This window comes from Enterococcus sp. DIV0213h (genome assembly GCF_051711285.1).
In the GTDB taxonomy this organism is placed as follows: domain Bacteria; phylum Bacillota; class Bacilli; order Lactobacillales; family Enterococcaceae; genus Enterococcus_D; species Enterococcus_D casseliflavus.
This window is the reverse complement of record NZ_JBIOMH010000001.1, coordinates 1,614,436-1,629,587: the sequence shown is the minus strand read 5'-3', so window position 1 is coordinate 1,629,587 and position 15,152 is coordinate 1,614,436. Positions and strand designations below refer to the sequence as shown.

11 protein-coding genes are annotated in these 15,152 nt (G+C 42.1%); all 11 read right to left on the bottom strand.

Translation table 11 applies throughout. From position 1 onward, the window contains the following. Positions 1-33: 33 nt before the first annotated feature. Positions 34-876, bottom strand: coding sequence for a BglG family transcription antiterminator LicT (licT, locus tag IGI77_RS07345; protein ID WP_438769787.1), 843 nt, complete (start codon positions 874-876; stop codon positions 34-36). A 415-nt stretch (positions 877-1,291) separates the two neighbouring features. Further along, on the bottom strand, positions 1,292-2,401 hold the full coding sequence (locus IGI77_RS07340; RefSeq protein WP_438769786.1) for a LacI family DNA-binding transcriptional regulator: 1,110 nt from the start codon (positions 2,399-2,401) through the stop codon (positions 1,292-1,294). Positions 2,402-2,549: 148 nt separating this feature from the next. After that, positions 2,550-3,284, bottom strand: coding sequence for a hypothetical protein (locus IGI77_RS07335; protein ID WP_438769785.1), 735 nt, complete (start codon positions 3,282-3,284; stop codon positions 2,550-2,552). After that, positions 3,281-5,410 carry a hydantoinase/oxoprolinase family protein gene (locus tag IGI77_RS07330; protein WP_438769784.1) on the bottom strand — a complete coding sequence of 710 codons (2,130 nt, stop codon included), beginning with the start codon at positions 5,408-5,410 and terminating at the stop codon, positions 3,281-3,283. The genes IGI77_RS07335 and IGI77_RS07330 overlap by 4 nt, the downstream gene beginning before the upstream one ends. Positions 5,411-5,472: 62 nt before the next feature. Continuing rightward, positions 5,473-6,825, bottom strand: a complete 1,353-nt coding sequence (locus tag IGI77_RS07325; RefSeq protein WP_167822444.1) for an SLC13 family permease — start codon at positions 6,823-6,825, stop codon at positions 5,473-5,475. A 673-nt stretch (positions 6,826-7,498) separates the two neighbouring features. Then, positions 7,499-9,274 carry an ABC transporter ATP-binding protein gene (locus IGI77_RS07320; protein WP_010748035.1) on the bottom strand — a complete coding sequence of 592 codons (1,776 nt, stop codon included), beginning with the start codon at positions 9,272-9,274 and terminating at the stop codon, positions 7,499-7,501. Then, positions 9,274-11,022, bottom strand: coding sequence for an ABC transporter ATP-binding protein (locus IGI77_RS07315; protein ID WP_128488598.1), 1,749 nt, complete (start codon positions 11,020-11,022; stop codon positions 9,274-9,276). Before IGI77_RS07315 ends, IGI77_RS07320 begins: the two co-directional genes overlap by 1 nt. Positions 11,023-11,222: 200 nt before the next feature. Next, a complete protein-coding gene (locus tag IGI77_RS07310) occupies positions 11,223-11,441 on the bottom strand; it encodes a YneF family protein (protein WP_005235432.1) in 219 nt (72 codons plus the stop codon). 107 nt (positions 11,442-11,548) lie between these two features. After that, positions 11,549-12,352: an ABC transporter permease gene (locus IGI77_RS07305; protein WP_005225815.1), complete on the bottom strand. Its 804-nt coding sequence runs from the start codon at positions 12,350-12,352 to the stop codon at positions 11,549-11,551. 2 nt (positions 12,353-12,354) lie between these two features. Next, positions 12,355-13,263: an ABC transporter ATP-binding protein gene (locus IGI77_RS07300; protein ID WP_438769783.1), complete on the bottom strand. Its 909-nt coding sequence runs from the start codon at positions 13,261-13,263 to the stop codon at positions 12,355-12,357. 240 nt (positions 13,264-13,503) lie between these two features. Continuing rightward, positions 13,504-15,027 carry a helix-turn-helix domain-containing protein gene (locus IGI77_RS07295; RefSeq protein WP_438769782.1) on the bottom strand — a complete coding sequence of 508 codons (1,524 nt, stop codon included), beginning with the start codon at positions 15,025-15,027 and terminating at the stop codon, positions 13,504-13,506. Between the last annotated feature and the right edge of the window lie 125 nt (positions 15,028-15,152).

Here is a 15,152-nt window from a genome sequence, read left to right as displayed (position 1 = left end):
CAAGAAATCCTTCTCCTTTCTTGTTTTTTTCAATCAACGATTCTTTTGCACAAGTCTGGCAATATGAATCGTTAAATACAAACTTTCGTCACTGGACATTTGATACTGATACTGATTTTCTAATAGCTCAGCGATTTTTTGTACGCATTGATACGCATTTCGATACTTCACTTTGACCATAGCCAAAAGATCTTCATCGGTTTCATCCACATGAGTACTATGGTTTTGCATTCTTGAGACAAAAAATTTCAAATGCGTAGTGAAGCGATAAAAATAAACGGACTCTTCATCAAAGGTTGTTTTGAAAAAATATTTAACAATGTTTATGATGTCTTGCATCGTTTGGGTTAGTTCAGCAATATTGCCTTGTTCACCATTCTCAGTTTGCGCATTGACGAGATGCAGAGCAATAAAGCCAGCTTCGTCATCTGGCAGCTGAATCCCGTAATGTTCTTTGATTTTCTCTACTGTTTTGCAGCCTATTTGGTACTCATCGGGGAAAAAACGCTTGATATCCCACAATAAGACATTTTTGACCGTCATTCCTTTTTTCGATCGTTCAATGGCACAGTGCATGTGATCCGTCAACGAGATATAAATGGAATCATTGATTGGGGATGACAATTCTCGCCGAGCATACTCAATGATCTCATTGGATAATTCAAGATATTCCAGTGGTAAGTCAGCAAGCAGCTCTTGAAATTGAGATAAGATCGTCTGATTTTCTAAGCGATACACTTTATCGACCGTTTCTGAAGAAATTTCATCTCCCACTTTTTTCTTAAATGCAATCCCCCGCCCCATAACAATAATCTCGTTTTGACTTTGATCGGTAGTGATCACAACATTATTGTTTAACACTTTACTGATTTTCATGTCCTACCCCCACTTACTTTATCATTGCGGATATGGTTCATTGCTTGTCTTTATTGCTGAGCCAACAGTCAACACAGAAAAAACCTCATGAAAGCAGCGCAAATACCGCAGCTTCATCAGGTTTAGCTTGTTAAAAATCAACAATCACTATCCATTAGAACCAGTTTTATTATCTTTATCATAGCAAAGGTGGAAAGCGCTGTCAATCGTTGTTCGTTATTTTTACCGACACCTAATACGAATCTATTGATCGTTTCTTAAATACACGAGCGATCAATTTTTATTCGTTCTTATCTTAGATAAAGACAAAACCCTTAGCGAACGAAAAAAAACCGCTCCCCAAAGACTTGACTGATCAGTCTAATCTTTGGGGAGCCGGCTATGGTGTCATTTGTTTCTTGTTTTTCAAAAAAACCTAATCATCTTGTTTACGATAATTTTTTTTGATGTAGGGCTGGTTTTCTTGGTTCATACGGATAACGATCTTATCAAAACTATTGTCACTCACTTGTGTCGAACCATTCATTTTGATTTTTGGCTGTACTTCGATCACCTTTGGTTTATACTGCATTTTCCCTTTTGAGATCCGCTTGACTAAGAGTTCAGCAGCTTGCGAACCAATCTCATACGACGGTTTTTCAATCACAGACATTTCATGATGATAAAGTTTGTTCCAGCCTAAATCATCATAGCCCCCGATCGCAACATCTTCTGGAATCCGTAAGCCCAAGCTATAGATCACATGGATCAACGCAAACATCAACTCACTGTTTTCAGCTAGTATTGCTAAACGATAGCCTTGATTTTTTTTCAACAATTCGTTTAGTGATTCCTTACACGCGTCAAATGCCGCTTGTGTTTCTTCGATCTCAAATGCTAGTTGTTCAGGATTTCTAACTGCGATTTTAGAACTTTCCAGAAAAAGAGCGAGCTTTTTCTTCCGACTAGGCGTTGTGAGCGGTGGTGTAAAGTAAGCGACTCGATCAAAGCCTTCGGAATAAATACGTTGAATCATCTCGGCCGTCGCTTTTTCATTATCAACGATGACTGTATCAATCATCCCTTCTTCGATCGTGCAATCAGCCAGCACGACCTTGACCTTTTGCTCAGTCAAGCTTTTCACGAATGCTTCGTCCTGATTCGACGACAGAATCAGCCCTTCCACTTGACGGTCGATCAACGCTTGAATTTGATTCTGCTGAGAAATATTTTTGTGATCGGTTTCAACAAGAATCACTTGAAAAGATTTTCGTATACAATAATCATTGACGCCTCGAACTAAAGCTGCTACTTCCGGGATCATGATATTGCTGACAACGATGCCGATCAATCCCGTTTTATTGTTTTTCAACCCCTGTGCTAGCGCATTTGGACGGTATTCAAGCTCTTCGATCACTTCTTCGATGCGCTTTTTTGTCTCTGCTGACATAAATTCATATTTGCCATTCAAATATCTAGAAACGGTGGTTTTTGAAACATTTGCTTTTTCTGACACCATCTTAATGGTGATTTTCTCATTTGCCATTCAATCCACGCCTTGCTTTTTGCTGTTGGTCAATTATATCATGGAACCCTTGAAAAATGAACAAGGACCGATTTCGTTCGACATGGACTGTCCTATCTCAATAGTGACGGATCGTAAAGAAGCCGGTAAGTGAGCGATTTTCAAAGAACTAGCCCATTGCTTCAATGTGGCGCATTTCTTGCTGCACGACTTCATATATACTTTTTGAAAAGTCGACTTCCAACGGATAAGAAAGCAAAATATCTAACATTTGAGGCACAAAGTCTGTCTCACACAGTTCTTTTGCAAAGGCCATCGCCGCAATTTCCGAAGCACAACCAACCGTTGAACGATGCTCGTAGGAAAATAAGCGCCACAGTGGAATCGTTTTGGTGATATGGTACATCGTTGCCCCATGTTGCTCTTCTAAATAGTGAAAAATTTCATGAGCGATCAAGACTCCTCGGATAACTTCTGGTTTAGGCAATATTTCCGAAGATTGAGTCAGCTCGGTGTAAGCAGCAATGGGTTCAGTGATCAATTCAATGGAGCGCTCCATGATAAACTGCGCAAAGACCATACGAAACTTCGTCGGTTTTCCAGATCTTTCCGTAATCGTTAAACCAAGCTTATTCGCCAAATACCAGGCACGATCTGCCTTTTCCTGTTTTTTTAAATCAAACTGGTCGAGCATTTTTTGCGCCCATGTTCTCCCACATAAAATGGCTTCTTCAATGATTTCGTTTTTTTCCTCTTCACTCACTTTATTACGCAGCATCTCGCGGGTAAACTCAAATACTCCCCAACTGAATTCGTTGATGGGCATGAGCTGTTCATACCACGTTTCTAATAATGCCAGATCAACCGTATGTTGCTGTTTTAAGAAAAACCTCTGCTTGATCATAGGGAATTCGCCGCCAGAACCATCACTTCTTCATTTGGATCTAAAGTCGACATTTCGATATCGATCAACAACATCAATGCCTCCAAATCGTTTACTGAAAAATCCATCACCCGTGGTCCGGCACAAATATAGAAATCTGGACGCAAAATCACTTCTGTCTGATAGATCGCCAAGTCATCCCACAGTTGCTCGACTGCTTGCACATAGTTCTCCGCGGTTGTTTTGATGACCTTCCCTGAAGCTCGTTGTACTTTAATAAAGCCTTTTTTATCAAGGATTCGAATTGCCGGATTGTCTCCTGAAGAAACACGGGTTCCAAACACATAAAAATGCGAGCTTTTCTCTAAAAGATCAATTTCGTTGGTAGGTAGCCCCAAATCGCCTGCTGCTAATTCTTGGGCTTCCTCGACGGTCGCCTCTGCTAAAAGATCCGTCGTCTTGACTTCGGTGGAACCAGTCGCAATGGCTGTGACTTTAGACGTTTGAGGATCGATTTCGATAAAGACTTCCACACTTTCTGGGGTAGCCCCACTCTCAATGGCTTTATTGATAGCCTCTGTTTTGATTGATCGCAAGTCTTCTTTCGAAGGGGAAGGAATGATCCGTTCAACGACATCTCGCACCATCGCTAGGGCGACGCCAATTGAGGAAATCACCTCAGCATTCTCCGGAATCGAATATTTTACGCCCATTTTTTCTGACAAGTAAATAATTAATGACGAAGCGCCGCCACCCACTCCTACTAATGAAATTTGGCTTTTTTCTAATTTGTATTTTTCTGCTAAAGCCAAAATGACTGGCTCTAATTTTGCATAAGAACGCTCCATGATTTGTGTCGCGATATCTTCGATCGTCGTGCCACAATAATCCGCTAATACGCCCATCGCTTTTCGAGCCGCTTCGATATTCCCATAAGAAAAATGTTCCGGTTTGATCAAGCCCAACACATTCGCTGCACACGAATTGGTGATAGTTACCCGCTCACCATTATCAAATTTAATTGCAACATAATCCGCAGGATCTCCTTCTTTCGGACTAAAGAATTCCACCTTTCCTCCTGTCCAATTGGTTGGATCAGAGTAGACTGCGTAGTCCAGACCGGCAATATGAGCAGAACGAGGTCCTACATCTACCACTCCATTAGCAGTTGCACGAATCATGGAACCCCCTGCACAGCCCGTGATCCGAACATCCAAACTGGAAATGTATGTTTCATGTCCGCCAACGACAGAATAGTCGATCGCTGGCCGTCCGTTTTTAATGACACCGATATTGGTGGTTGTGCCGCCTACTTCAAAATACACACCATTTGATGCTCGTAAATACATCAGTGAACCCATTACTGAAGCTGCTGGACCCGAGAGCATAGTCAGAACTGGTCGCTTTTTCATCTCAGCAATCTCCATAACCCCACCATCGCCGCGCATGATCATTAAAGGTACATCTACTCCCGACTCCTTCACAGAGACTTCCGTTGAATTTGCGACAGATAACATTTTAGGTAAAATACTTGCATTGATAGTGGCCGTTCGTGTTCTTCTGGTCAATCCATATAGTTTCGTAATATCCGAAGCAACGGTACAAGGAATTCCTTTTTCTGTACAAACTTCCATCACTAGATTCTCAGCATCATTATTATCTACTCCAAAAGCCATACTAGCGACGATCACTTCTGATCCTTGCCTCACTAGATCATCGATCATCTCTTCCACACTCGCTTTATTCATTCCTTTGAGTTTTGAGAAGGCATTGATGATCTTAATGGATCGCTGATTCCCTAGGACGATATCGGCAATTTTTAATTGACGCTTTGCCAGAAACCCTTCGAAACCACCACGAGCCATACCGAAAACACCAATGTCAGCCACATCCCCTTCAATCAAAGCGTTCGTGGCTTGGGTGGTTGAATGAGCAACAAAAATCACACTTTTTGGGTCAATATCATTTTCTTTCATACAATTTTGAAAACTCTCGACAACGCCAGCAGCTACCCCCCGTTCATGATCATGGGTGGTCTTCACGCTGGATTTTCCTATGATCTCGTGAGTCAGATTATCGATAGCGACAGCTTTTGTATGGGTACCGCCTACATCGATCCCCATTCTAACTTTTCTTGATTCACTCATTTCCACTTTCCTCCTACATCCATAGTTGCATGATTTATTGATCAGCTACGTTCTTTCATCGACTAGTTATTCAATCCGAACAAAATGAGCGCAATGATACACAGGATCGCACTAGAAAGCCACCCAGCTGGTATCGAAAACTTCATGAAATCTTTAGAACCAACTTTATGATGTCCTAGCCCCCATGCTACCCATGACTGAGTAATATCTAAATGCTGAGGAGCGATCGTGACCACAGCGAAAAGTGGAAAAATGAATGCCAGATCCCAATTTGTGGCAGCTAAGATCACTGCCGCTACTGCGCCTCCTGATCCAACTAAGTTCAAAGGACCACGGAAGAAACCAAGGGGTGCTAAGATGGCAAATAAGATCGCAAGAGCCACGGTACTATGAGGAACTAGACCGCCAACGATTGGTTCAAAGAAAGGAACCGCGAGACTTGCAGCTGAATTAAACATAGCCAGTACTAATAAGAAACCTACTAGGGGCGCAACATCGACAGCACCATCTGCAAATTGTTTAGCTAACATACGGCAAATATTTACGAAGCCACCTTTTAATTTTCCGCAAGTCAGTAAGGCGTACAAAGCTGCCAGAATAAATGCAGGAATAATAGGAAACTCAGCAAACACAACGAGTAAGACTGGTGCGATCACAGCCACCCAAGAATACCAAGGAGCATCGCCTGAAGTTGCACCAGGTGTGGAAGCCCACGCTTTGACTTTTGATGATTTCGCACGACTTAAAGCAATATTGGCAAAAATCAATGTCACAAGTAAGGAAACGACTAGTGCGATCATGCCGAATGTGAAATAGTCGGAAAACCCATATTCCATCATGGATTGACTTCCTTCAGGTTGTAATGCTGCTAAAATACCTTGGTATTGCACAAAATTTGTTACATTGGCAAAAATTCCCGCCATGATGGAACCCATAAAAGCGAATAAAGCAATCGCTGTTGGAATACCCAACGCTTGCAAAATCGGCATAACGATCACTGCGATAGAGATTACAGGACCAATGCCCGTCATGGAAGTGAAACATAAGGCAGTAACAGTACATAAAAGGGTCATGGTGATTCGTGGTTTATCTCCACCAAGTTCAACAACCTTCCGAATCAGCGTTGCTGCGATCCCTGTATCCATCAAAATCCGACCAAAGAAGGAACCGAAGAAAATATTGACCAGAATCGAACTAGCAAAACCGGCGGGTCCTGTTTGATAAATGTTCGTGATCGTATCGACAAAATTCAAAGCTGTTAAATCCGGACTCAACGCATTGCCAATAAAAGCTAAAACGGTCCAAAGTGTTGCCATAACGAAGAAACCTACCATCAGGTTGAACCCTTTGACGCAGTACCAAACCATTCCTAAGAAAGAAACGATCATTAAAATACCAATTATAATTTCTACCATAAATTTTCCCTCATCTTTCCATTTGAACTATTTTTTGTTCATAGATCGTGTTGCAAGTTTCAACGTTTGCTACTTTCCCTATTCTCGCTGAATGCGACCTTTGTCATGAAAAAAACGGCTAAACTTGTGACCATTCCCCACGTTTGCTTTCCTCCTCTTTTTTGTTAACCGTTTTAGTTAACCGGTTAACAAAGAATTTAAAAAAATAAAACAACGAATGATTTCTCGTGTTTATCCACTCGACTATCTTTGAGCTCTCAATACATTCCTTTTCGCCCCCTTCTCGAAGGGACTGCCTTTATTCCAATCACCCTCCACAATCCTCTCTCGTTGGTTGGGTACTTCGTAAAAATAGGCTCAGGATACTTGCCTTTTGCTTAGAGCAGCTTCCCTCATATATCTAATCTATAATTTGATCCTCCTATTTGCGCAACTTTTCACATAGAGCTCCTCTGCCACTCGCTTGACTGCGCGTGATTCCTAATCTTAACCGAAAGGTCTCGCGACCGTTTGATCCGTTTGTATGTCTAGGAGCTAGTTGCTTTAATGTCTACATGATAGCAAAGGGTGAAAACGCTGTCAATCACAAATAGAAATTTTTTCCTCCATTTGTTCAATTTATACAAAATAGACCTTAAAATACCTAGGTGGTATTTTAAGGTCTATTGGTCGTTTAAACTTCACTTGCCTGCAAACGGTACATATCGGCATACAACCCTTTTTGAGCCAAAAGTTCATCATGGGTGCCTCGTTCGACGATCGAGCCTTTATCAAGCACCAAAATCAACTCGGCATCGCGGATGGTAGATAATCGATGGGCGATCGCGATCGTGGTTCGCCCTTGACGCATATTTGCCAAACCTTCTTGGATCAGCCCTTCTGTTTCAGTATCGATATTGGCAGTCGCCTCATCCAAGACCAGCACTTTCGGATCGGTCACCATGGTGCGGGCAAAGGAAATCAATTGCCGCTGCCCACTTGAATAGCTGGCGCCCCGTTCAATCACTTTGGCGTGGTATTTACCAGGTAATTTTTGAATAAAGGCATCTGCTTGAACAAATTTTGCTGCTGCTTCGATCTGTTCCTCACGAATGTCCTGATTCAATAAGCGGATATTGTCAGCGATGTCCCCATAAAACATGAAGGCGTCTTGCAATACGAGTCCGACTTTTTTCCGAAGCTCTTCCATCGTGAAGTCGCGGATATCTTGATCATCGATCAAAATTTGCCCTTCCCCGAATTCGTAAAAACGCATCAACACATTGATGATAGAGCTCTTGCCACTTCCTGTGTGACCGACTAAAGCCACGGTCTCACCTGGATAGGCGATAAAAGAAATATGATTCAATACGTTGTTTTTACCATCATAGGAAAAACTGACATCGCGAAATTCGATTTTTCCTTTGGTGATGGTTTGACTCGCATCGGGGTTTTGCTGCGGCGTGTATTCTTCGTTATCCATAATCTTTAGAATACGGCTGCCGGCGACCATCCCATCAGTAAAGACGCTGAGAAAATCCATCATCTGTGTCATGGGATTAAAGAATCCTTGAATATAGGTCGTAAAGGCGAAAATCAACCCGACTTCAATGGGTGATTCTAAGGCATCAAACCCAAAGACCGTCAATGACAAGGCGATCGCTAAGGCATACAACAAACTAATGATTGGTGATAATAGCAGCGCATTCGTGCGGATCATAGCGTATCTGGTTTTCAAATAATCATCATTAGTCGCTTCGAATTCTTCATTCAGCCGCGCCTCTTGACGGAATTGCTGAATGATCTGCATACCAGAAATCGATTCATTCAATTTCGTATTCAGCTGACTCAGTTTTTCCCGCATTTGACGATAGATACGAGAGCTGAATTTTTGATAATACCAGATGACTACCATTAGGATCGGCAGAAAAATCAAGTTCAGTAAGGCAATTTTGACGTTGATGCGGAACATGGCGGCAAAAGAAGAAACCACCGCAAAAATTCCTGTCAATACCATCAAGAAGACATACCAAAATTCATACAACGTTTCTGTGTCGTTGCTGACCCGTGAAACGATCGAACCGGCTGGCGTCTGATCGAAATAGCGCATCCCAAGACTATGCAATTTTTCAAATAATTTTGCTCGAATATACTGATAGGTTTTTAAAGAACCCATCGAATAAAGGAACCATTGGAAAAACCAAATCACAGCTTTTACCAACACCCCAAAGAAATACAATGCAGCAAAGAAATAAATGACTTGCTGGGTCGCCGTTTGATTGGTCAAATAATTATCCATAAAGGTTTGAATGATCAAAGGCAACAGGATATTGACGATCGATAGCACAAAAGCAAAAAAGATCGCTGCATAGAAGGTTTTTCGAAATGGCTTGGCAAAAAGAAACATTCGTTTGATGATGTTTTTTTGCTCTTTAAAGGGAATCGATTTACTCCATTCTGATTCTTGCATTAGGCTTCACTCCCTTCGATTTTGGCTTCTAGTTGCTGTTTGTCCCACATTTTTTTATACCAGCCATTTGCAGCCAATAATTGTTCATGGGTCCCGCGTTCACTGATTTTCCCATTGTCGATCACCAGAATTTCTTCTGCATGCTTGACACTGCTTAGGCGGTGGGCAGCAATGATCGTTGTTTTATTCTGACGGAACGTCCGCAACTGTTGTAAAATAGCTTCTTCCGTTTTGGCATCTACTGCTGAAAGGGCGTCATCTAAAATCAATAATTCTGGATCAGTGATCAAAGCACGGGCAATGGATAACCGCTGTTTTTGTCCGCCAGAAAGAGAAACACCACGTTCCCCCACCATCGTTTCGTACCCTTCAGGAAACTGACTGATATCCTCGTGGATCACTGCCAATCCAGCAGCTGCTTCCACTTCTGCTTGAGAAGCCCGTGGTTGCGCAAAGCGGATATTGTCTCGAATCGTCATGGAAAATAAGAAATGATCTTGCGGAACATAACCGATCGACCCCAAAAGAGCATTCAAGGAGTATTGCTTGCTGTCGATGCCCCCGAAGGTGATCACCCCGTCAAATGAATCATACTCTCGCAACAAGAGCTTCATCAAAGAGGTTTTTCCAGCACCGGTTTTCCCGACGACACCTAGTGTCTGACCCGCTGGCAAAGTAAAGTGGATGTCTTGCAGGGCAAAATCATCTCCTTGATAGTGAAAATCATTGATTTGAACGTTCACCGTTCCTTGGGCTGGGGCATCGACCGCATCTTTGGCTTCAATGATATGGGTCTTTGCCGCCAATAATTCGGCAACCCGATCATAACTAGCATTGCCTCGTTCCAGCACATTAAACAGACGTCCGATGGCAAACATCGGCCAAACTAACATACCGATATAACTGATGAAGGATACCAATTGACCGATCGAGATGGTACCGTCCATGACATAATTGCCGCCGACGATGATCGTCAGCACATAGGAGATTCCGATGATGATCGTAATAAACGGATCAAACAAGGCATCCAGAAAATTGACTTTGCGGTTTTTGATGATGGCATGGTCGATTTTGGTTTGAAAATCAGCGATGTCCTCTTTTTCCTGTCCAAAGGTTTTGATGACTTTCATCCCAGTAATACTTTCTTGGGCTTTGTCGTTGATGGAAGAAAATGCTTCTTGCGAGTCACGAAACGCATCGTGCAATTTGCTGCCAAGAACCCTTGCCATGACTGCTAAGAAAGGCAGCGGCAATAGAGCAATGATCGTTAACCGCCAGTCGATAAAGAGAACCATCGCAATGATGGTTGCCCCTCCCGAGATGAAGGAATCGGCAAAGGTCAAGATCCCTGCCCCTGCCACATTTTGGATGGCATTCAAGTCATTGGTGGCATGGGCCATCAAATCACCTGTCCGATGCTTTTGATAAAACAACTGATCCATCCTTGTAAAATGTGCAAATAGCTGTCTGCGTAACGTTTTTTCTAGCCGAGCGGCACTGCCCCAGATATGCGTTCGCCAGACAAAACGAAACACGTATTGAGCGATGGCTGAAGCAATCAAGATCATGACCCAAAAAAAGATCGTCTGCATCGAGATCTCTTTTTCCGCAATCTCATCGATGATGATCCCGATAACTTTGGGAGGTGCCAACTGTACCAAGGCGACCAAGACTAAAGAGCCTACGCCTAACAAATAATGTTTCTTTTCTTGTTTAAAAAACCAACCTAACTTCCTAAATATTGACATAACACTCTCCATTTCTTTATGACCTGTTGCCTAAATTTTGCGATTTTTCCGAATATTCATTGGATTCAGTTACAATTGCTACCCCGCTATTTACAGAACGTAAACAGAAAAAGCAGCTTAGGGACATTTTTTATTCGTTGCTGCGTTTTGCCGCAATAAAAAGCGAGCTGATAAAATCAGCCCGCTTTTTAGAAAAAAACCTACTTTTGGTTTTTCATTTGCTGCATCATCTGACGAATTTTTTTCTCAGAAGGTTTTTGACCCATTGACATCATCATCGAGCGAAGCATATCCTCATTAACGGGAGGATTTTTCTTTAGATAATCTTGCATATATTTACGCGCCAAAAAGAAGCCGCCGACAGCGCCTAGTAATGCTGCAACAACAGCGATCACGATTACGATTCCTACACTAACCATTCGAAAACTCTCCTTTCTCTTGTACTCTCAATGAATCATTTTACTAGAAAAAAACACAAAAAGAAAGAGTGAAAGCTGGATTTATCCAAAAACTTTCACTCGTTTCCTCAACTTAATGCGACATCTCTTTTGTTGAATAACCAATTTGTTAAAAGGTAGATTAAAACACTGTAAACAAGGATCCCGATCGCCATTTCCCAATAGCCCAATCCCGGATCAAAGGCAGTCATCTGCATGTCAGGACTATTTAATACACTCGGTATCTGCTCTTTGATATTCATAAAATTAAATGGATTCCACTTCAGCCATGGGTATTTTTCTTGCGCAAAAAGCATGATCGAGTTGATGATGCTGCTTCCAAACAACATACCCAAGCCTAAGCCTACCGCCAAGCTTTGGGAGCGAATGACGGCGGAGATAAAGATGGTCAATGCAATATAAAAGACAATCAATAGCAAGTTGGTTCCCGCAAAAACAAGGGCAACGAGAATCGCCGCTAGCCCGTTGTAGCCAGTAGCAGCAAAAGGTGATTCAGCAGCTAAAAATAAATTGGCAGCTGCTAAACTACTGATGAGTAAAACAGCGGTCCCTAACAGCGCAAATAAAAACGTGTTGATGGCTTTTGCTGCTAAGATTTGGCTTCTGGAAAAAGGCCGAATCAATAAGAACTTGATCGTTCCTCGACTAAACTCTTCCGCCACTGAAGAAGCTGCCACGATCACTACAAATAAGTTTAAGAACGACGTCATATCGCTTAAAGAAGCGAATAAATCATTGGCACCAATTTCTGGACTACCTAAGCGTACAACATAGGTCAAGCCAAACGTCATTAAAACCAATAAAAGCAGCATGATCCAAGTAGAACGCTTTTTGGTTAATTTGATCCATTCATTTTTAATCAATGTCAGCATGCTTACAAACCTCCTTCTTCGGTCCAAGCCAAGAATGTATCTTCCAAAGAAGATTGCTTTGTCCGTAGTTCTTTTAAGCCGATACCCGCCTTCACGATCGCTGCAGCGATTTCTGAACGCTGATCTGTTTGCAACGTGACTTGCAATTCGTCTTCTACATGCAAGACCTCGACGTCAAAGGAAGCTTTTAACAGTGCTTCGGTTTGCAAGTTATCATCGGTTTTGATGATCAACACATTTTTCTCTGCTTTCAACTCTGCCATTGCTACTTGATGGGTGACTTTTCCTTTTTGCACCACGATCAAATGATCCGCAATTTGCTCGATGTCGCTTAACTGATGACTGGAAACTAAAACAGAGACCCCTTTTGCTCGCAAAGAAAGAATCATTTCTCGAAACTCCCGCATGCCTTTAGGATCCAGACCATTCATCGGCTCATCTAAAACTAATAGATCTGGTTGATGGACCAGCGCCTGGGCAACACCTAAACGCTGACGCATCCCTAAAGAATAAGTTTTGACTTTTTGATGGATATGTCCTTCTAAATGCACCTGACGGATCAGGGCTTCTAGCTCAGAGGCTGTGCCTTTTTTCTTCGCCATACGCTGATACTGCATCAAATTCTCATAACCGGTCATATAATTATAAAACTCAGGATTCTCAACGATCGCTCCGACTGAGGCAATCGCTGTTTTAAAAGAAGAATCCAATAAATTTCCCATAATGGCAATCGATCCTGTGTTGTGCTTCATCAAGCCAACGATCATTCGGATGATCGTCGTCTTCCCAGCCCCATTGGGCCCTAATAAACCAACGACTTGTCCTTGGTCCACCACAAAGGAAACATCATCAATGATTCGTTTGGTCCCAATCAATTTGGAAACATTTTGCAGTGCTAATACTTCTGTCAAAGTTACCCCTTCTTCCTAACACCATTTCTGCAACGATTTTAAATAAAAAACGTTATGATAATATGTATACCATGCCATCTCTGTAAAAAAAAGTCAAGAAGCGAAAAAGGAACATCGATGCTCCTGTTTTTGCTTCTTGACAACTTCGTTTATCACTGATGCTTTTCACGTTTGCCCTATTGCTGCTGGTCAAAAGCTTGGCAAAATTATAAGTTCTATTTGCTCGATCTTATAGCTGGCTCACTCCGTTTGGGTGAATGCCAGTTGGGCGAACGCTGCCTTGTTCTTGGCACTTCTGATCTGTTTGATCACTTGCTTGAGCTGTTTCCATTCCTTTGCGCTTGGGTGACCATTCCAATAAAAGAGGTAAGGCTGTTCTTCCTCGGAAAATTCCTGATGGATCGGATAATCGCTGATCACCAAATCTGGTTTTTGAGACAGCGAATAATGGGCCATCGCTCGATGCGTGGCATTCATCAAGCGGTTCTTGATCCAAAGCTCTTGCGTTTTTCCGTATTTCGAATGGATCGAGAACGTGACCGGCTGTTCATATTTGATAAAAATAACTCTCAGTAACATACAGTATTGGAAAATCAAACGATCATTCATTTGCAGTAATCTACGCAACGCTGGTAAAGAAACAGTCGCTTCCAAAAAAAACCGTTTCATGGTTGGATAAAGCACTGGAAAAGCGGCTTGCAGCTCTTGCTCGTCGGTTGTTTTGCCAAAACTATCGCTTTTTTGTCGCGTACCAAAACAGCCAGAGGCGGAATGGATCATGACCAGATTAACCAGTAAATAGTTTTTTTCGGCTTCTGTAAACGTCAACCGAAAATACACGGCTAGTTTTTCAACGAGCTGCGCTTCTTGCTGGTACTTTGGCTGAGTCAGCCACGAGATGTTAGCAGCATCGAGATCCTCCTCAAGATAGGTGTTCATTACCCCAAACATATAATACAAGAAGCTGCGTTCAACCTCCGAAATTTCAGAAAACGGCAGATGATTCCTGTGAAACAATGGGTTCAAAAAGACCTGATCAAACTGATTTTTTTCAATTAATGGGTGCTCAAACGTCAGTACTTCGTTGGGTAAAAACGAAAGCGGATGCTTTTGATGGATTCTTTGCACGGAGATAGCGAATAGATGAAGAAATTTATCGATATCGATTTTTCTCATATAAGAAGCATTGGTTTCTAACAACGCTTCAGCCTGCGCTTTCTCCTTGATCGATGCCAAGACTTGTGAGTCCTTCTCATCAAAAATTTGCCAATAGGTAAGATGATAAAAATAGCGGATCGCATATTCAGCACCTGCTAAAGGATCACCTTTTTTTAAACTATAGGACAAATGATAGTTCGCCAAAACATGATTTAACTCCTGCAATTTTCGTTGAATCGTGCGGGGACTGCTAAAGGTTTTGTGGCTGAGTTGTTCAAGGGAATGATAATCCCCCTGAAAGAGTGCATCCAGCAAGATAAACCCAACGGTTCCCTGCAACAATACACTATAGGCTTGGCTCAATAGAAATCGTGGAGAAAAAGCAATCGACACTTCTTTTTCCAGCGGATCATAGGTCAAAGTAAACTGAGGATAGCGTGCACGAAACACCTCTACTTGCTGAACGATCGACTGCATTTTGTTGGTTTTCCTATCGAAAACACCTGAGAGCTCTTTAATTGTATAGTCTTTCTTGTTCGTTTCGTAACAATAACTTAGAAACGCATAAATTTGTTTTTCTGTCGTATCCAAAAGTGCCTGTAACATGAAATTTCCCTCGCTCGTATAATCAGCAAACGCTGTTTTTATCCTAAATTTGTCATCTTACAAAATTGTAAGCTGGCAGTGTTTGGTGATCGTACCACCGTGCGCTCTTTTCTGTCAAATCACTT